Source organism: Paraburkholderia sp. RAU2J (assembly GCF_003634845.1).
GTDB lineage: Bacteria > Pseudomonadota > Gammaproteobacteria > Burkholderiales > Burkholderiaceae > Paraburkholderia > Paraburkholderia fynbosensis.
Map to the genome: position 1 here is coordinate 153,612 of NZ_RBXG01000004.1, position 17,318 is coordinate 170,929.

16 protein-coding genes and 5 pseudogenes are annotated in these 17,318 nt (G+C 61.0%); 13 read left to right on the forward strand and 8 right to left on the reverse strand.

Translation table 11 applies throughout. From position 1 onward, the window contains the following. Positions 1-5: 5 nt before the first annotated feature. From B0G69_RS38395 to B0G69_RS42595, 4 genes are all read right to left on the reverse strand, one after another. Positions 6-413 (reverse strand): iron-sulfur cluster assembly accessory protein, encoded by a 408-nt coding sequence (locus B0G69_RS38395; protein WP_121325269.1) that lies wholly within the window; start codon positions 411-413, stop codon positions 6-8. 50 nt (positions 414-463) lie between these two features. After that, a complete protein-coding gene (locus tag B0G69_RS38400; protein ID WP_026226294.1) occupies positions 464-658 on the reverse strand; it encodes a 4Fe-4S binding protein in 195 nt (64 codons plus the stop codon). 40 nt (positions 659-698) lie between these two features. Continuing rightward, positions 699-2,294, reverse strand: a complete 1,596-nt coding sequence (gene nifB, locus B0G69_RS38405; protein ID WP_121325270.1) for a nitrogenase cofactor biosynthesis protein NifB — start codon at positions 2,292-2,294, stop codon at positions 699-701. 554 nt (positions 2,295-2,848) lie between these two features. After that, positions 2,849-3,070: a hypothetical protein gene (locus tag B0G69_RS42595; RefSeq protein ID WP_241991729.1), complete on the reverse strand. Its 222-nt coding sequence runs from the start codon at positions 3,068-3,070 to the stop codon at positions 2,849-2,851. Between the two features lie 562 nt (positions 3,071-3,632). Here B0G69_RS42595 and B0G69_RS38420 point away from each other — a divergent pair. The 11 genes and pseudogenes from B0G69_RS38420 to B0G69_RS38465 all read left to right on the forward strand — a co-directional run. Then, positions 3,633-4,416: pseudogene (locus tag B0G69_RS38420) on the forward strand (aminotransferase class V-fold PLP-dependent enzyme); the annotation flags it as partial. A gap of 192 nt (positions 4,417-4,608) precedes the next feature. Continuing rightward, a complete protein-coding gene (gene erpA, locus B0G69_RS38425; RefSeq protein ID WP_121325272.1) occupies positions 4,609-4,983 on the forward strand; it encodes an iron-sulfur cluster insertion protein ErpA in 375 nt (124 codons plus the stop codon). A 23-nt stretch (positions 4,984-5,006) separates the two neighbouring features. Next, positions 5,007-5,157, forward strand: a pseudogene (locus B0G69_RS42600) (2Fe-2S ferredoxin); the annotation flags it as partial. Between the two features lie 396 nt (positions 5,158-5,553). Further along, on the forward strand, positions 5,554-6,690 hold the full coding sequence (gene nifV / locus B0G69_RS38435) for a homocitrate synthase (protein ID WP_121325273.1): 1,137 nt from the start codon (positions 5,554-5,556) through the stop codon (positions 6,688-6,690). Then, positions 6,687-6,821 carry a hypothetical protein gene (locus tag B0G69_RS42915; RefSeq protein ID WP_277873622.1) on the forward strand — a complete coding sequence of 45 codons (135 nt, stop codon included), beginning with the start codon at positions 6,687-6,689 and terminating at the stop codon, positions 6,819-6,821. The genes nifV and B0G69_RS42915 overlap by 4 nt, the downstream gene beginning before the upstream one ends. 23 nt (positions 6,822-6,844) lie before the next feature. Then, positions 6,845-7,183 carry a nitrogenase stabilizing/protective protein NifW gene (gene nifW / locus B0G69_RS38440; RefSeq protein WP_121325274.1) on the forward strand — a complete coding sequence of 113 codons (339 nt, stop codon included), beginning with the start codon at positions 6,845-6,847 and terminating at the stop codon, positions 7,181-7,183. 34 nt (positions 7,184-7,217) lie between these two features. Continuing rightward, complete coding sequence (locus B0G69_RS38445; RefSeq protein WP_121325639.1) at positions 7,218-8,066, forward strand: electron transfer flavoprotein subunit beta/FixA family protein; 849 nt, start codon at positions 7,218-7,220, stop codon at positions 8,064-8,066. Further along, complete coding sequence (locus B0G69_RS38450; protein ID WP_121325275.1) at positions 8,063-9,166, forward strand: electron transfer flavoprotein subunit alpha/FixB family protein; 1,104 nt, start codon at positions 8,063-8,065, stop codon at positions 9,164-9,166. Before B0G69_RS38445 ends, B0G69_RS38450 begins: the two co-directional genes overlap by 4 nt. Positions 9,167-9,177: 11 nt before the next feature. Next, on the forward strand, positions 9,178-10,488 hold the full coding sequence (locus tag B0G69_RS38455) for an FAD-dependent oxidoreductase (protein WP_121325276.1): 1,311 nt from the start codon (positions 9,178-9,180) through the stop codon (positions 10,486-10,488). Further along, complete coding sequence (locus B0G69_RS38460; protein WP_018423212.1) at positions 10,485-10,784, forward strand: ferredoxin family protein; 300 nt, start codon at positions 10,485-10,487, stop codon at positions 10,782-10,784. Before B0G69_RS38455 ends, B0G69_RS38460 begins: the two co-directional genes overlap by 4 nt. A gap of 11 nt (positions 10,785-10,795) precedes the next feature. Beyond that, positions 10,796-11,044: a (2Fe-2S) ferredoxin domain-containing protein gene (locus tag B0G69_RS38465; RefSeq protein WP_241991730.1), complete on the forward strand. Its 249-nt coding sequence runs from the start codon at positions 10,796-10,798 to the stop codon at positions 11,042-11,044. 853 nt (positions 11,045-11,897) lie between these two features. Here B0G69_RS38465 and nifA read toward each other — a convergent pair. Beyond that, entirely contained in the window at positions 11,898-13,733 is a 1,836-nt protein-coding gene (nifA, locus tag B0G69_RS38470; RefSeq protein WP_121325277.1) for a nif-specific transcriptional activator NifA, read from the reverse strand. Positions 13,734-13,958: 225 nt separating this feature from the next. Here nifA and B0G69_RS38475 point away from each other — a divergent pair. Beyond that, positions 13,959-14,183: pseudogene (locus B0G69_RS38475) on the forward strand (reverse transcriptase domain-containing protein); the annotation flags it as partial. Between the two features lie 21 nt (positions 14,184-14,204). Here B0G69_RS38475 and B0G69_RS38480 read toward each other — a convergent pair. From B0G69_RS38480 to B0G69_RS38490, 3 genes and pseudogenes are all read right to left on the reverse strand, one after another. After that, a pseudogene (locus tag B0G69_RS38480) lies at positions 14,205-15,053 on the reverse strand (IS3 family transposase); the annotation flags it as partial. A gap of 272 nt (positions 15,054-15,325) precedes the next feature. Further along, a complete protein-coding gene (locus B0G69_RS38485) occupies positions 15,326-16,345 on the reverse strand; it encodes an IS110 family transposase (RefSeq protein WP_121317783.1) in 1,020 nt (339 codons plus the stop codon). 128 nt (positions 16,346-16,473) lie between these two features. Next, a pseudogene (locus B0G69_RS38490) lies at positions 16,474-16,859 on the reverse strand (transposase); the annotation flags it as partial. On the opposite strand from B0G69_RS38490, the gene B0G69_RS38495 reads away from it, so the two are divergent. Continuing rightward, on the forward strand, positions 16,828-17,235 hold the full coding sequence (locus B0G69_RS38495; RefSeq protein ID WP_121325280.1) for a group II intron maturase-specific domain-containing protein: 408 nt from the start codon (positions 16,828-16,830) through the stop codon (positions 17,233-17,235). The pseudogene B0G69_RS38490 and the gene B0G69_RS38495 overlap by 32 nt on opposite strands. The last annotated feature ends 83 nt before the right edge of the window (positions 17,236-17,318 follow it).

Sequence of the window (17,318 nt, forward strand, 5' to 3'; positions counted from 1 at the left end):
CCTCTTCAGGTGATCTGACGCGGCAGCGGCGGCCGCCCGCGGCCAATCGCGCTGACATCGATGGTCGCCACGCCTGGGGGCGCCGACTCCGCACTACTGCTGCAACCACAAGCGGCCTGGTTCGGATTGAAGAAGATCAAGCCGGACTGGGTTGGCGTGTCGGCGAAATCGATCGTTATGCCTTCGAGCATCAGCCGGCTCTCAGCCGGCAGGAATACGCGCAGGCCGTTGATGTCGAGTTCCTGCTCGCCTGGTTGCAGCGCCGGCTCGGCGGTGAATTTCGCGGTATAGCCGGAACAGCCGCCGGCGCTCACCACCAGACGAAAGCCGGCGCCAGCCGGCAGGCCCGAAAAGCGCACGATACGACGCATGAACTTCTCGGCGGCGCTCGTAACAGTTACGTTGGACAGCATGATGCGTAGTCTCCTGATGGATGAATGGCCGGCCCGGCCACGAGCCAGACTCAAACCTGAACGATGCAGCCGTCCACGGGACACACGGCGACGCACTGCGGGTCGTCGAAGTGGCCTTCGCATTCGGTGCATTTCTTGGGGTCGATCGCGAACACGCCGCCTTTCTCGCTGATCGCGACATTGGGGCATTCCGGTTCGCAGGCCGAGCATCCCGTACAGGTGGACGCAATAATCTTCAGAGGCATGGAGGCTCTCCTGTTGTCCTGTCTGGAAGGGGGTGGGGTGTCACGCCGCTGAGGCTGACGACGTGTAAGCACCCTGGCGGATCGAAGCATCGCCGCGGTCCCGGTGCACGATGGCGCCGCTGGCGATGCGACTGCGGTAGTCGTTGAACCAAGCAAGCACTGCTTTTTCGATAAATTCGCCGACGTACTGATCGACCGGCTCGATGCCCGCTTGCGCCAGTTCGTCTTTCGGGCAGGCGCCGATCTTCGCGACCAGCACCGCGTGGCAGTCGTGGAGCGCACGCACGACCGACGGTAGTTGCTCGTCGTCGCCGTAACCGCCCCGGCAATACAGGTCCACCCGGCGATGGCCGACGAACAGCGCTTCGGCTGCCGAGACCTCGAAGATCTGAAACTCCGTGACGTGGCCGAAGTGCTCGTTGACCCGGCCGCCGCCCTTCGTTGCGACCGCGACCAGCACCTTCATGTCGTCGGCGACGTCGATCTCGCGAGAGACAGCCAGCGCTTCTTGCTTCGCGTCGTGCTGCGCCTGACGCTCGGCTTCGACGCGCTGCTGATATTCACGGCGGCGGTCGAGGTCGTAGACCACTTCCATCTGCTCGATCTTGTCGAGCGTGAAATCCTCGCTGCGGTCCTCGCCCAGCAGGCCAACCGCATCCGCGCGGCACTGGCGGCAATGACGCATCAGGTTGGCGCCGCCCATGCAGGCGTCCTGCACGGCCTTGAGTTCCTGCGCAGTCGGTCCGCGCTGGCCGCTCAGGCCAAAGTGAGTGCCGTGCTCGGGCTCCGAGATCAGCGGCATGATGTTATGCAGGAACGCGCCGCGTTTCTTGACGTCGCGGTTGACCTCGATCAGGTGCTCCTCGTTGATGCCTGGAATCAGCACCGAGTTGATCTTGGTCAGCACGCCGCGTGCGGTGAGCATCTCGAGACCCTTCATCTGCCGGTCATGAAGGATGCGGGCTGCTTCGTAACCGATCACGCGCTTGTGCTTCCAGAAAATCCACGGATAGATTTTCTCGCCCACCGCCGGGTCGACCATGTTGATGGTAATTGTCACGTGGTCGATGTTGTACTTGCAGATTTCGTCCACGAGGTCGGGCAACGCCAAGCCATTGGTCGACAGGCACAGCTTGATGTCCGGCGCCTGTTCCTGCAGCATCCGGAACGTCTCGAAGGTCTTCTTCGGGCTCGCCAGCGAATCACCGGGACCGGCGATGCCAAGCACCGTCATCTGGGGAATCTCGCTTGCGATGGCCACGACCTTCTTCACTGCCTGTTGCGGCGTTAGCTTCTGAGAGACCACGCCGGGACGCGACTCGTTCGCGCAGTCGTATTTGCGGTTGCAGTAGTTGCACTGGACGTTGCAAGCCGGCGCCACCGCCACATGCATGCGCGCATAGTGATGATGGGCTTCTTCCGAGTAGCACGGGTGATTCTTGACCTTCTCCCAGATGTCCGGCGGCAAGTCGTCGAGACTACCCGGCGCGCCGCAACTGGCCTTACCCTCGCCACCGTGCGTGCCGCAGCCGCCACCGGTGGACGGGTCTTCGCTCTTCGCGCCGAGAGGTTTAATCTGCCCGATGCTGATATAGGCGGTTGCGGCCAAGTCGCTCGCATTTGAACTCGCTTGCATGGATATCTCCTCGCAACCAACGGCGGCCGCGCGCAAGCCATAGAGCCAGATCCATGCCACTCGACAAGAACGCCAGGAATCAACGAGTTAGGATATATTTCGCAGTTCTGTTTGATCCCGGCGCGCGACGTATCCCTACAATTTCGTTGCGTCGTGTCGGTGTTGCGACAAATCTCACACGACCCGGACAGCATGTTCTGAACCAGCGAGATGGACCCGCACAAACTGGGCAGGCGAAGCATTCTCTATCCTGGCCAGATTCGGCGAACCTCAACAGAGCATTTATGCAGCGCATAGCCCATCTGCCGGGGTGTGATCCCCAGCAAGCGCGCCGCCTTCCTGGACCGAGCCGCAGCGTTCCATCGCCCAGATCAATCGTTCGCGTTCACCCCCTGGCTTCCCCGGCTTGCGATGTCGCGAACGTGTGGTCGTCCGCCCCTGAGCGAACACCGCCTGCATCGCCGCCGACACACCGACACCTGATCGATCTGTTAAGTGGGCTTGATCGCCTTTCGCATGCGCCCGACGTCATCCTGCATGCTGTCGTGCGCCGCTCATACGCTGCGCTGGAGTAGCAACGCCTGCCCCGTCAGGGTCGCGACAATCATCACCGGATGCAGGTCGTCGGCAAACAGCCGGCTTGCATCGGGGTTCACGCAATCGACAGCGAGCACGCCGAGAGTGCGCCGGTCGGCGTGGATTGGCGTCGCGAGCATGGCGATGCACGCCCCGGTATCTGGTCCGCGCCACCCATGCAAACAGTAGAGCCGGTTCATCGTTCACGTTGGGCACGATCACCCCAATGCCGCTCCTTCGCGCGCGGCCGCCGGTGCCTTCGCCGGGCAGGAACTGAAGACGCTGCTGCTCGTCACGCGAAAGACCCGTAGCGCTCAGGCCGCGCAGTTGCCCGTCCGGTTCGGCCAGCACCACGAAGGCGCGCCGCCACTCCATCGTCTGCACAAGATAGTTCAGGGACTCGCGGAAGGCTTTCGCCACATCGACCGACGAAACCAGCGTCTTCTCACCTCGTAGACGCCGTCCAGCGCTTGCCGGGCAACGCTTGCCTGAATGTTCACCATTATCTTCCCCTTCGTGCGCTGCGCGCTTTCGATGTACCAGCGCAAGGCGCACGATCGATGCAAAGACACATGTGAATCCCGCGCGCGTAACGACAAATCAGACAAAAGGAACGGCGGCAATCTTCGCTCGTCGGGCGCATCGACACAAAAACAACAGCGAAACAACAGCGGCCCAGCTGAAAGAGGCCACTACAGCGTGAAAATCCACTGGCATGGAAGTTGCCATGAAGGTCGCATTACCCGCTTTCAGGAGCCTGCGATGTCGGATTTCCAACGCGTCAGTACCGGCCTGCATCCGCGCGGCGCCAACCCGGTGCATCTGGATCATGTCGCCACCACGCCGGTCGATCCGCGCGTGATCAGACGCATGCTGCCTTACCGGACCGAGATGTACGGCAATTCCGCCAGCCGTTCGCATGCCTACGGCTGGGTCGGCGAAGAAGCGGTGGAACCGGCCCGCGAGCAGGTCAGCTCGCTCGTCAACGGGGACCCGCACGAGATTGTCTGGACCTCCGGAGCGACGGAATCGAATAACCTCGCGATCAAGGGTGCCGCGCACCTTCATCGCGCCAAAGGCAATCCCCTGGTGACGCTCACGACCGAGCACCAGTCGGTGCTCGGCGCGATGCTCGAACTTGATCGCGATGGCTTGGAGATCACAGTGTTGCCGGTGCAAGAAAGCGGTCTCGTGGACCTCGCCGTGTTCGAAGCAACGCTCCAGCCGGGCGCCGTGCTTGCGTCGGTGATGTTCGTCAACAACGAGACGGGCGTGATCCAGGACATCGCCGCAATCGGCGCGCTCTGCCGCGCCCGGGGCATCCTGCCGCACATGTGCCGCGCAGGCCGCCAGCAAGGTGCCGATCGATCTCGCCGCTTTGCCGGTCGATCTGATGTCGTTCTCGGCTCACAAGATCGACGGCCCCAAAGGCATTGGCGCGCTGTACGCGGAGCTCCGGCCGCGCATGCGGATCGCGTGCCAAATGCACGGCGGCGTCCACGAGCGCAGCATGCGCTCGGGGACGTTGTACACGCATCAGATCGTCGAGGAACTGCCATTGCCGCCGGTCGAGATCCAATGCTCGGTTCTTGCCGAGGACGCGATCAAGGCGGCCGTGTCTGACTTTCGCTCGCGCCAGACGATTCGAGGCGCAGCAGCCGACGACCTGTAACTCGCCGAGCAACCGACCTGCTCGTCTAACCCGAAGTGAGTCCATTCAAGCCTGAGAGGAACCTCCATGGAAACGCTCACCCAACCGGCTTCCGCCACACCCGGCGTCATGCCCGGCCTACTCGAATTCACGCCTCAGGCCGCTGCGAAAGTGGCCTCGCTGATCGAGGAAGAAGGCAATCCCAACCTGAAACTGCGGCTATACGTGTCCGGCGGCGGCTGTTCGGGCTTGCAGTACGGCTTCGCGTTCGACGACCAGGTGGCGGACGACGACATGCAGACCGTCACGGACGGCGTCACGCTGCTGGTCGATTCGATGAGCCAGCAATACCTGCCCGGCGCGTGCGTCGACTACGAAGACGGCCTGGAAGGTTCGCGCTTCGTCATTCACAACCCCAATGCGCAGAGCACCTGTGGCTGCGGCAATTCGTTTTCCGTGTGAGGCAATCATGAAAATCTCACTGACTGGCGCCTCCCGACGACGAGGAGAACAACCAGTTCGACAATGCGTGGGGCGTTGACGTGCAATCGCGTCTCGCGTGCTGCGTGAAGCTGCGACGCCGACCTGACGATCGAACTGCCGCCACATACGCGCGACCTCGCGCGTGAGCATTGAGGGCATGCGTCCTTAGCGCTGTGCGGCCTCTTCAAGCGCCATAGCGGTCAATCGCCGCGAGCGCATAGCCGCGCGGATAGCCGCCGCCTGTGTTTATCTTCCCGCATCGCGGTCGCTATGGATAGCCAATCCCTACAGCGTTTGCATCGCGCCGACCGCATCCGCACATCCTGGCTGACCACGCCCATCGCATCGCGCATCGCTTTCTGCAGCGCCGTATTCATCGCTACACCTGGCCGTTCGAAACAGGACATTCGCGACAGGTCTTCGTTGGAACCGCTTCATCACAGCGCCAGCGAACACCGGAAAGCCCCGCAGCAAGCGGCTATTCGCACTAGCCGCGCATGGCACAGTACTTGCAAACCGTATGATCAAATGCCTAAAGGACAACTTTCCGTGTCGAATCCGATCATCAACGACACCACACTGCGCGACGGCGAACAGACCGCTGGCGTCGCATTCACGGTTGCCGAAAAATGCGCGATTGCCGAGGCGCTCTCAAGCGCCGGCGTACCCGAACTGGAAATCGGTATCCCCGCGATGGGTGCCGAGGAAATCGATTGCATCCAGACCATCGTCGCGCTGAATCTCGACGCCGATCTGATGGTCTGGGGCCGTCTCACCGACGCGGACCTGGCGTCGGCCTTGTGCTGCAATCCCGACATCATTCACCTGTCCATTCCCGTGTCCGATATCCACCTTCAACACAAATTGCACCAGCCGCGCTCGTGGGTGCTCGCGCAGGTGAATCGCGTGATCAGCGCCGCCGTCAAAAGCGGCCGCAAGGTTTCGCTGGGCGCGGAGGATGCCTCGCGCGCGGACCCCTCGTTCCTTGCCGACGTGGCGCGGCACGCGCAACAGTGCGGTGCGCAACGCATCCGCTTTGCGGACACGCTCGGCGTCCTCGATCCATTTTCGACCTATGAAGCGATTGCGCGATTGCACGACGCAGTCGATCTGGAAATCGAAATCCACGCGCACAACGACCTCGGACTCGCGACCGCGAACACCCTTGCCGCACTGCGCGCCGGCGCAACCCACGCCAACACCACTGTCAATGGTCTCGGCGAACGCGCCGGAAATGCCGCGCTGGAGGAGATCGTAATGGGCGTGCGCCATATCATGGGTCGCAACACCGGCGTCGACGCGACCGCGCTGTTGAGCATCTCGCGGCTTGTCGAACGTGCGTCAGGACGCCCGGTCGCGCTGAACAAAAGCATTGTCGGCGCCAGCGTATTCACGCACGAGTCCGGCATCCACACAGACGGGCTCGCGAAGAATGCATCGACCTACGAGAGCTTCGATCCCGCCGAACTCGGTCGCGAACGCTCGGTCGTGCTCGGCAAGCATTCGGGTTCGCAAAGCGTGCGCCGGGCTTATGACGCGCTCGGCCTGGCCGTCAGTGAAAAGCTGCTCGTGCTGCTGCTGACCCGTATCCGCCACCATGCCACCCAGCACAAGCAAACGCCCAGCGCCGCCGACCTGTATCGCTTCCTGATCGAGTTGCGCTACACCGTCGGAGAATTGTCATGAGCGGCGTTGTGGTCGGCTTCACGAAGTGCGTCGCGCGACCCGAACAGTCGGGCACGACGACGCCGTGCGCCACCAGCGGCGCCTGCGACAAGTACTTCGCCGAGCCGACGTTCTGTCCACACCTATCCTGATCCGCTTGCAAGGAGTAAACGCGATGGAAAGCTTTATCCAGCAACTCAAGGCGCTGTCCTCAGCCGAGGACTTCCTGCAGTTCTTCGGCATTCCGTTCGACCAGAAGGTCGTCAACGTGAGTCGACTGCACATCCTCAAGCGCTTCTTTCAGTACATCCAGCAACAGGACGCGCTGCCGGAAGGCGACGAAACCGCCCTGTTCGCGTCATATCACGCGCTGCTGCTGAAGGCTTACGGCGACTTCGTCACCTCCACGCCGGCGCAGGAAAAAGTGTTCAAGATGTTCCGGGACACAAATGGGCGGCAGCACGTTTCACTCGACAGTCTGCGCGCGTCGCTGCCCGCGCGCACCCTTGCCTGACAGGCGGAGCAAGACCATGCACATCGTTAAGACCATGCACATTGTCGTCTGCATCAAGCAGGTCCCGGACTCGACGCAGATCCGCGTTCATCCGGTCACCAACACGATCATGCGCCAGGGCGTTCCGGCGATCGTCAACCCGTATGACCTGTTTTCACTCGAAGAGGCGCTGCGACTGAAGGACCGCTTCGGCGGCAAGGTCACGTTGCTTTGCATGGGCCCGCCGCAGGCCGAGGAAGCGCTGCGCAAGTGCATCAGCTTCGGCGCGGACGACGCCGTGCTGCTCACCGACCGTGCATTCGCTGGCGCGGATACGCTCGCTACGTCGTACGCGCTGGCAGCGGGTATCCAGCAGATCGCGAAGGAGCAGGCGGTGGACATCGTGTTCACTGGCAAGCAGACGATCGACGGCGACACCGCGCAAGTCGGCCCCGGTATCGCGAAACGCCTCGGGCTGCAACTGCTGACCTACGTGTCGCGCATCGTCGAGACCGTTCTCGATGCGCGCACGATCACTGTCGAGCGACGCGCTGAGGGCGGCGTGCAGGTGCTCAGGACTGCGCTGCCGTGCCTGATCACAATGCTGGAGAACACCAACGAACTGCGTTTTGCGACGCTGCCCGCGATGATTCATGCGGCCGGCTATCCGGTGCACAAATGGAACTGCGAACAGGCCGGCATCGAAGACCTCAGCAAGATCGGCCTGAAGGGCTCGCCGACAGCGGTCAGAAAAGTCTTTGGACCCACGCCGCGCAGCGAGAAAGCGGAGATGCTCGACCTCGACGCATCGAGTCTGTGCGACGTGTCGGTGAACCTGCTGCAAAAGATCTTCACGCGCCATCCAACCCTGGAAGCTGACCTGCTGATGAAGGAGGGGTCATGAACGCACCTGCCGCCCCCGCGAAGAAACCCGCCGGCCGCGCAGGACGCAACCTCGAACTGCCGGAACACCTGAAGGCCTACAAAGGCGTCTGGGTCTTTATCGAGCACGACCGTGGACACGTGCACAGCGTCTCGTGGGAACTGCTCGGTGAAGCGCGCAAATTGGCCGACACGCTCGGCAGCCGAGTGGGCATCGCGGTGCTCGGCGGCGCGAATGAACCGCTCGAACAGTTCGCCGCAGAAGCCTTCACTTACGGCGCGGACGATGCGTACATCGTCCACGACCCGATCTTGCAAGGCTATCGCAACGAGCCGTTCACGAAAGGGCTGACCGACCTCGTCAACCGGCATCAGCCCGAGATCCTGCTGCTGGGCGCGACGTCGATGGGCCGCGACCTCGCCGGCTCCGTAGCGACGACCTTGCTGACCGGGCTGACCGCCGATTGCACCGAACTCAACATCGATCCCGCGTCGCGGGCGCTGGCGGCGACGCGCCCCACCTTCGGCGGCTCGCTGTTGTGCACGATCATGACGCTCGCGTACCGTCCGCAGATGGCGACGGTGCGCCCGCGCGTGATGCCGATGCCGCTGCGCGACGCCGAACGCACCGGCAACATCGTCCATGGAACGCTGGGGATGATCGAGACGGACATCGTCACGAGGCTGCTCGACTTTATCCCGGATGCGAGCAGCAACCGGATCAACCTGCCCTATGCCGATGTGATCGTGAGCGGCGGCAAGGGGTTGAAGAGCCCGGAGAACTTCCAGCTGGCGTTCGAACTGGCGAACGTGCTCGGCGGCGAAGTGGGTGCGACCCGGCCATGCGTGCAGGCCGGCTGGGTTGAGGGGGAGCGCCAGGTGGGACAGACCGGCAAGACGGTGCGGCCCAAGCTCTACATCGCCGCCGGCATATCCGGCGCGATCCAGCACCGCGTGGGCATGGAAAGCGCAGACGTGATCGTGGCGATCAACACCGATCCGAACGCACCCATCTTCGATTTTGCACACTACGGGATTGTCGGCAATGCGTTGCAAGTGTTGCCCGCGCTGAAGCAGGCTTTTGTGGAGCATTTGACCCGGCGCCGCGAGCAGGCTGCCTGAGGAGAATCACGATGAGAAAACCTTCACAGTTCGATGTGATTGTGGTCGGCGCCGGTCCGTCCGGCAACGCTGCCGCTTACACGATGGCCAAGGCAGGTCTGGAAGTGCTGCAGATCGAGCGGGGCGAATATCCGGGCAGCAAAAACGTTCAGGGTGCGATCCTGTACGCGAAGGCGCTCGAAGAGATCATCCCGGACTTCCGCGACGATGCGCCGCTGGAGCGCCACATCATCGAGCAGCGGATGTGGATGCTCGACGATACGTCGTTTGTCGGTACACATGTGCGCAGCGAGGATTACAACAAGCCGCCCTATAACCGCTACACGATCATCCGCGCGCAGTTCGACAGGTGGTTTTCATCGAAAGTGCGCGAAGCCGGCGCACTGCTGCTCTGCGAGACCACGGTGAAGGAACTGATCATGGATGGCGACCGGGTGGTCGGCGTGCAGTGCGACCGCGAGCACGGCGATGTCTATGCCGACGTGGTGGTGCTCGCCGACGGCGTGAATTCGACGCTCGCGCGCAAGGCGGGTTTTCATGGAGAGATCGGGGCCGGCAACGTTGCGCTCGCCGTCAAGGAGATTCTCTTCATGCCAGAGGAGACGATCCGCCAGCGCTTCAACGTCGGCGAGGACGACGGCGTCGTGATCGAGATGGTCGGCAGGATCACCGACGGCATGATGGGCACTGGCTTCCTCTATACTAACAAGGAATCGCTCACCATAGGCGTGGGCTGCATGCTGAGCGACTTCAAGAAAAACCCCAACCGCACGAGCCCCTACGTGCTCCTCGAAAAGATGAAGCAGCACCCGTCGATCGCACCGCTGATTGCGGGCGGCGAGATGAAGGAGTATTGCGCGCATCTGATTCCCGAAGGCGGTTTTCACGCAATCCCGCAGGTCTACGGCAACGGCTGGATGATCGTTGGCGATTCAGGCGGTTTCGTGAACGCCGCGCACCGAGAAGGATCGAATCTTGCGATGACCACGGGACGCCTCGCCGCCGAAACGGTGATCCACGCGAAAGCCGCGGGCCACGGCTACCGCGCCGGCACGCTCAAGGCCTACAAGGCCGCGCTCGATCAGAGCTTCGTGATGAAAGACCTGCACAAGTACCGCGACATGCCGGCCGTGCTACACCAGAATCCGCAGTTCTTCACGACCTACCCCGACCTCATGGCCCGCGCCGCGCGCACGATGATCACGGTCGACGGTAAGGACAAGAAAAGCAAGGAGCGCGAGATTTTTTCGAGTTTCCGCACAGCCCGTTCGCTTTCCGGCATCGTGAGTGATGCCTACAAACTCCTGAGGGCCTTCCGATGAGCACCCTACCCGTCAACGTAGAGGAAAAGCTGTTCCAGAACCGTTACCGCGTCGATGCAGGACGGCCGCACGTGCACATCAAGGATGCCGACGTCTGCCAGAGCGAATGCAGCGCGAAGAGTTGCACCTTCGTCTGCCCGGCCTCGTGCTACAAGGCCGAAGGCAACGGCGCGGTGACGCTGATCACCGACGGCTGCCTCGAATGCGGCAGTTGCCGCATCCTCTGTACCGACCACCAAAATATCGAGTGGGACTACCCGCGCGGTGGTCACGGCATCCTGTTCAAGTTCGGTTGAGGAACAACGCCATGGCCAGACCAGAACGACATGTGTTTGCTCGCACCGAGAACCGGTCGCCGCCGCATCCGCGGGGCGCCTGCGCAGGTGGCAAGGGCTCGACCGCGCTGCTGAAGGCCTTCTGGGCGGAACAGCAGAAACGCCAGGCGCCCGATACCGTCCCGATCCCGTATTCGGGCTGTCTCGGCCCGTGCGATCAGGGCGCGAACGTGCTCGTCTTTCCCGACGCGGTGCTCCTGTCTTGCTATCAGCCAGGCTGACTACGCAACCGCAGCGGCAGATGTGTCTTCTGCCCGGAACTCCCCGTCATCTGCCCACAGCGCCCAGACGGCGCGCAATCTTGTTGGCGCGCGACAGAGTCGCCTCGCTGATATGACTCTGGATGTCAATCGGGACCGGCTTTCAACATTCTGTTCATGATGGGTTTGGATTTCCTGAGGGCGAATATCAGTTTGATCCACCGTCGAGCCTTACTGCTGCTCCTGCAAGCCGACTCCGAAGGGCCTTCCTTCATCTTTGGTAAAGCTCCGCGAACATCGGTCGATTGATGCTCGCGTTCTTGGCACACCCCACTCCGCTTTCAACAGAGCCGTTTTTACTCGACACCGAGGAGCACTCAACCGCCCTCGCCTGCGAGGCTTTGCTGAGCTGGCCGAGAATGTCAGTCAAGTGATCTCGTTACCGGGAGGTGATCATCAAAACTCCCGCTCAAGCTTGCGGCGAGCTGCCATCGCTTGCGACGGCATTCCCTTCGCAGGCCCGCATCGCGCAGCTGCCGCTGCATATGACTCCGGGCGCGTCTCCAGAAATTCAACGCGATCGAACAGCACCGCTTGTGTCGCTGACGGCATCCGGCGTGAGCTGATGGTCGAGCGCGACAGGGCCGTCGACCCGGCGATGACAGCGCCGCGTTCGCACCACCTTAGTCGAGATACCGACCGCCCCTGAGGTCGGGCGGACTGTTCTCGACGATTACCGAATTGGCGCCGACGCGGGGGCCGCTTCCGATCGTGATCATGCCAAGGTCCGGCCAAACCCAGGCTTGACTTGTCCGAGCTATTCGCATCAGTCGCGATGTCGCGGCCCCGACACGCCGCAAGTCCGACAGTGCTTTCAGAAACGCTTGATCTCGACACCGTATTTCCTTAGCGCGTAGCCAATCTGGCGCGGCGTCAGTCCAAGCAGTCGCGCCGCCCTTGCCTGCACCCAGCCGGATCTTTCCATGGCGGCGATGAGACGCTCGCGGTTGGTCATCTTCGCACCACTTCCGAGGGCTGCACCGCCAGGCGCTAGCGGAGCCTGCTCGCTGCCGACAGGCGGGACCGCAACTGCGCCCGACGTAGCAGCCTCAGCCGGGGGCGTACCCGGCTTCACTTGCACTGGTACGATCGGCCCAGGCTGCAGCGCCATCTCGTCCGATCCGCTCTTCCACAGCATCGCGGAAAGGCACTGCCCGTGGCAGCAGGCAAAGTCGTTTCTCACGATCGATAGTCCCGGCGCCAGGGTCGCGGTCCGCTGCACGCAATTCTCGAGCTCGCGGACATTGCCGGGAAAACCGCAGTTCATCAATACTTCAATCGCACTCGCATCGAAGGTCAGCGTACGGCCGTTCTCGCTGTTGAAATTCTTGAGAAACTCAACGGCGAGCAGCGGAATATCACTGCGCCTTTCACGCAACGGCGGCAGCAGCAAGGGAACCACGCTGATGCGATAATAAAGGTCGGCGCGGAACTCGTTCCTTGCCACCGCGTCTTCCAGGTTCTTATTCGTGGCGGCAATCACGCGAACATCGACCTTAATGGTCTGGTTGCTGCCGACGCGCTCGAATTCTTGCTCCTGCAGGACGCGCAGCAGCTTTGCCTGGAACGAGGCCGAGATCTCGCCGATCTCGTCCAGAAACAGCGTCCCCTTGTCGGCGAGCTCGAAGCGCCCCTTGCGCGAATTGAAGGCGCTCGTAAACGCACCCTTCTCGTGACCGAACAATTCGGATTCCAGCACCATCTCAGGGAGCGCCGCGCAATTGAGCTTGATGAAGGGCCGCTTGGCTCGCGGCGAGAGCTCGTGAAGGGCCTTGGCGACCAGCTCCTTCCCGGTACCGGATTCCCCGCGCAACAGAACTGTGCTGTTCGATTTGGCTACCACCGCGATCTTCTCGAGCAGGCCGCGCAGCGCCGGGCTGTCGCCAATGATCCCCTCGACCTGAAACTTCTTACGCTCCTGCGCAGGGTACTTGAGCTCGGACAATTGTTTTTGCAGCCCGTCCCTCCCCGCCATCAGTCGCTCGCGGTCGCTCTTGAATAAGCGATGCAGCTTCACCGTCTGCCCCACCAGGTCGGCGATCATGGTAAGCAGCCGCACGTCGTAATCGAGCCGGAAGTTCGCCCCATTATCCAGGATGCGGTCGATGGTCAGCGTGCCCACGACTTTCGCGTCGATGCGAATAGGAACGCCGATGAACGACACTCGCATGCTATCGGAAGCACCGAGCACGCCCATGTCGGCGGCACTGAAGCCCGAATGCACCGCTATGTTCTCGGCGACGAGCGGCCTGTCCGTCGCCATGATCTGGTCAATTGCGTTCTGCGGCAGGCGCATCCGGTAGTGCTCATCGCTGCCTTCGCTCCAGTCCGCGCCAACGGTAATGTCCGGTACGCCATCATCGTCGAAGAGAGAGACGATACCGAGCCGCATCTGTACAAACGATTGCAGGAGATCGATGACGTTGGCCAACGTGACTTCGAGCCGGTAGGGGGCGGTGAGTACCTTCGATATTTCGAAGATGCCGGTAAGCACGCTCTCGTGCCACTGCACAATAGGGACCGCGTGGTCCGTCTCGGACTTTGAGCTTGGCCTTTCGCATACGGAAGCGATATGCAGCATGACGACGTCTCCGTTGTTGTGACCATCCTCCCTGTCACCTTGTTCGGATTTACGAGTATTGTGTTGCATATCATCCTCGATCTCGCGCCCAATTTCACGTCTGACTACAGATAACGCCTTTTCATGGCAGGACGGTGAAACTATAGTGCCTTGATTTACTTATTTTCTCCTTTTGCCATCTCGCCGCGCGGATTCCGCCAGGAATGCGAGTCCTATTGATGTCGCTCCGATCAACTGCGATTTGTCTACTCCAGGTGCAGCCGATTACAGGTGTGGTCCATCATTGATTGCTACCTCAGTCTGGTTCGCTATGCCGATGACTCTGTGATCACCGGTTACTCGAAAGAGTTGCTGGAAGACGAGGTCAAGCCAGTGGTCGAGGTCTTTCCGCAGGAACGCGGACTGACGCTCTCCCCGGAAAAGACCAGGATCACAAACATCTCGCAAGGGTTCGACTTCCTCGGGCAGAACATTCGAAAATATCCGAACGGCAAGCTACTCCTTGGACTTGCCCCTGCATGACCGGACATGCGGTCACGCTTAGGTTGGTGAATTTGCTCGCTGGCGAAACTCGCGTGGTGAGCAGTATTTCAGGGCGCTGTGCGGATGGGATTCGTTGTAGTGGTCAAACGCGATGGCCAGGTTGTGCAACGCCGTTCTCGCGTCCGGCTTGGGCATCCACGAGACGTAGTCTCTCTTCATCGTTTTGACGAAGCTCTCGGCCATCCCGTTGCTCTGCGGACTTCTGACCGGCGTCGTGATGGGTTTCAGGCCCACCTTTTTCGAGAACGTCAGCGTCTCCTCGGCAATGTAGCAGGAACCGTTGTCGCTGAGCCATTCGATTTCGTTGTTGGCCTTCAACGCACCATCGAAACGGTTTTCTACAGCCTGAAGCATGACATCACGCACCATGTCTCCGGTATAGCCTCCAGTGGTCGCAGCCCAGCTCATGGCCTCACGGTCGCAGCAGTCCAGTGCAAAGATGACGCGCAGCGGCGAGCCGTCATCACAACGGAATTCGAAGCCGTCCGAGCACCAGCGCGCATTGCTCCGGTCCACCGCGACCCTGCCATCGTGCCGGCGCCTGGATTCGGGATGTCGAGGGCGGCGCTCGAGCAGCAGGCCGTGAGTATGCATGACCCGATAAACCCGTTTTGCATTAACCCGGGGCTGCCCCTGTGCGTCCCGGTTTCGGCGTAGGAGGGCCCAGGCGCGCCGGTAGCCGTAAGTAGGCAAATCAGCAACCAGCCCCTGGAGCTCCGCAACGAGCGGTATGTCGTCACGGGCGGGCGTCTTGCGCTTGTCGACCCATTCAGCGTCGCGCTTTGATTTCACCGCAAGATGAGAGCGCGACACACCCAGGACTTCACAGACCGTCTTCATCGGTCGTTATATGAACGTCTCCCGTTTGTGCAGGAATTCGTGCGCGTTGACTGACAGGATGGGTTGCACCTTTATATCCGGCCTTGTTGCGGTGCAGTTCCACCGCTGGCCCCGATGATATCCGCTGACTCGCACCTCATTTCCCCCAAGAGCTCGAAGCTCTCTGACCGATTCAGGTTTAACGAGTCCCGGTCCGACCTGTTTTGTCATCATGCTCGATTGCCTGCGCAACCTTTCGACGAATCATCCTGTAGAAGATTTAATGTCTCGTGTAATGTTCAAGCCGGCTTCGGGCTTGTATATTCCCTTTGATACGGTCGGTCGTGAGCAAGAATCGCCCAGATCATGCGTGCAGTCTTGTTGGCGAGCGCCACGGTCACTACATTCGGCGGACGGCGTGTTCTGATTTGCTCGACCCAAGGACTAGGCTCCTTCGCATGTGCCAGCACACTGCGCGCGCCGTGAATCAGCAACGTGCGCAGATACGTATCGCCCCTTTTGCTGATGCCCTGTAATGTCACCTTCCCGCCAGATCCGGTTTGCTTCGGAACCAGACCTATCCACGCTGCAAACTCTCGCCCGGAGCGGAAAGCGGTTACATCACCCATCGTTGCGACTGCAGCTGTTGCGGTAAGCACACCAACACCCGGGATCGCGGCAATTGCCTTGACTGCCTTGTCCTCTTTCATCCATTGCCGAAGCCGCCGCTCTATCTCGCGAACTTGGTCGTCGAGCTTCCGCAAACCATTCCATTGTTCGCGTAACGTGTCGATCAGGACCGCTGGAAGCCGATCCGCGACCCTGGCTAGTACCGCCGGTATCGCTTTGTCCAACGCGGTTCGGCCTTTGCCCATGACTTCACCATATTCGGTCAGCAGGCCGCGCAGACTGTTGATCTGCATCGTGCGGAATTTCACCAACTGCTGGCGCATGCGGTGCAACGCCAATACCGCTTGCTGCGCTTCCGTCTTGACTGCCACAGGCTTGCCAGGCTGCTGCACGGCCAGCCAGATTGCCTGCGCGTCAGCGGCGTCGTTCTTATTGCGGACGTTGAACGCCTTCACGAACTTTGCAGGCATCAGCTTCACATGATGTCCCAGCTTCGTGAGTTGTCTTGCCCAATGCTGCGCACCCCCGCAGGCTTCCATGCCGATCATGCAAGGCTCGCGATTTGCGAAATGCTCCAGAAATGCGGCCCGCTTGATCGATCTGTTCACGATCTCTCCGCTTTCAGTATCAATGTAGTGAACCTGAAACACCGCCTTTGCGATGTCAACTCCGACTGGCGTAATCTTCATGACGGACCCTCCGGTTTGCCTGTGAAGACCTTTATGATCTTCCACATTGGGCACTTTGATGCCGTCGGCCCATGAGGGTCCACATTTCTTGAGCACACTGATCACGGGTGGGAGACGTTCATACCATTTCCCCCGGCAGCAATGGTGAGCGCGCAATCAATTTTTTTGCCCGGCCGTACTCCACTGCTTCGCGGAGGATTTCCACTTCCATCGTCTTCTTGCCCAGCAGTCGCTGGAGTTCACGAATCTGCTTCATCGCTTCGGCCAGGTCGGATGCCGGCACCACCTGCTCGCCGGCACTGACTGCCGACAGGCTTCCGTCCTGATAGAGCTTGCGCCAGGCGAACACCTGGTTTGCATTCACCTGATGACGACGCGCAACTCCGGAAACGGTTGCTCCGGGCTCGAAGGTCTCGCGCACTATCGCGAGCTTCTCATCGACAGAGCGCCGGCGGCGCTGTTCGGGCTGGGTCAGAACTTCAATGGGTTCCACGTTAGAGCTGGGCTTAAACATAGGCGTAAGACTACCTCAAAGTTTAAGCGTTACCTCGTGTCCGGTTTTCGCCGGGGCCGGCCCACTCCTCAAGCCATCAAAAAAAATTGTTCGAACGTTTCTGACGAAAGTGCGCGCAGTCATCAAGGACAATGCATCGGCCAAACAGGTCAATCTCATCGGCCTGCTCAACCCGATCATCGATGGCTGGTCGAACTATCATCGTTACGTGGTCTCGAAAGAAGTCTACAGCGCAGTCGACACTGCCATCTGGCAGGCGTTGTGGAAGTGGTGCTGCGGGCGGCATCCGTGCAAGGGCGCACGATGGATCAGAGCGCGATACTTCCATCGTGAAGGAACGCGCCACTGGGTATTGGCCGCGATACTGGTGAACTAACGGCCGAAGGGAACCCAGGACGATTGAGGCTACGCAAAGCAACCGACGTCCCAATCCGGCGACATACGCAAGTCCGTGGCGAA

Excerpts from the sequence above, each read along its gene's own strand:
- B0G69_RS38395 (WP_121325269.1), bottom strand. The coding sequence starts at position 413 with ATGCTGTCCAACGTAACTGTTACGAGCGCCGCCGAGAAGTTCATGCGT.
- B0G69_RS38400 (WP_026226294.1), bottom strand. The coding sequence starts at position 658 with ATGCCTCTGAAGATTATTGCGTCCACCTGTACGGGATGCTCGGCCTGC.
- nifB (WP_121325270.1), bottom strand. The coding sequence starts at position 2,294 with ATGCAAGCGAGTTCAAATGCGAGCGACTTGGCCGCAACCGCCTATATC.
- B0G69_RS42595 (WP_241991729.1), bottom strand. The coding sequence starts at position 3,070 with ATGAACCGGCTCTACTGTTTGCATGGGTGGCGCGGACCAGATACCGGG.
- erpA (WP_121325272.1), top strand. The coding sequence starts at position 4,609 with ATGGAAACGCTCACCCAACCGGCTTCCGCCACACCCGGCGTCATGCCC.
- B0G69_RS42915 (WP_277873622.1), top strand. The coding sequence starts at position 6,687 with ATGAGCGGCGTTGTGGTCGGCTTCACGAAGTGCGTCGCGCGACCCGAA.
- nifW (WP_121325274.1), top strand. The coding sequence starts at position 6,845 with ATGGAAAGCTTTATCCAGCAACTCAAGGCGCTGTCCTCAGCCGAGGAC.
- B0G69_RS38445 (WP_121325639.1), top strand. The coding sequence starts at position 7,218 with ATGCACATTGTCGTCTGCATCAAGCAGGTCCCGGACTCGACGCAGATC.
- B0G69_RS38450 (WP_121325275.1), top strand. The coding sequence starts at position 8,063 with ATGAACGCACCTGCCGCCCCCGCGAAGAAACCCGCCGGCCGCGCAGGA.
- B0G69_RS38455 (WP_121325276.1), top strand. The coding sequence starts at position 9,178 with ATGAGAAAACCTTCACAGTTCGATGTGATTGTGGTCGGCGCCGGTCCG.
- B0G69_RS38460 (WP_018423212.1), top strand. The coding sequence starts at position 10,485 with ATGAGCACCCTACCCGTCAACGTAGAGGAAAAGCTGTTCCAGAACCGT.
- B0G69_RS38465 (WP_241991730.1), top strand. The coding sequence starts at position 10,796 with ATGGCCAGACCAGAACGACATGTGTTTGCTCGCACCGAGAACCGGTCG.
- nifA (WP_121325277.1), bottom strand. The coding sequence starts at position 13,733 with ATGCAACACAATACTCGTAAATCCGAACAAGGTGACAGGGAGGATGGT.
- B0G69_RS38485 (WP_121317783.1), bottom strand. The coding sequence starts at position 16,345 with ATGAAGATTACGCCAGTCGGAGTTGACATCGCAAAGGCGGTGTTTCAG.
- B0G69_RS38495 (WP_121325280.1), top strand. The coding sequence starts at position 16,828 with ATGGGTTCCACGTTAGAGCTGGGCTTAAACATAGGCGTAAGACTACCT.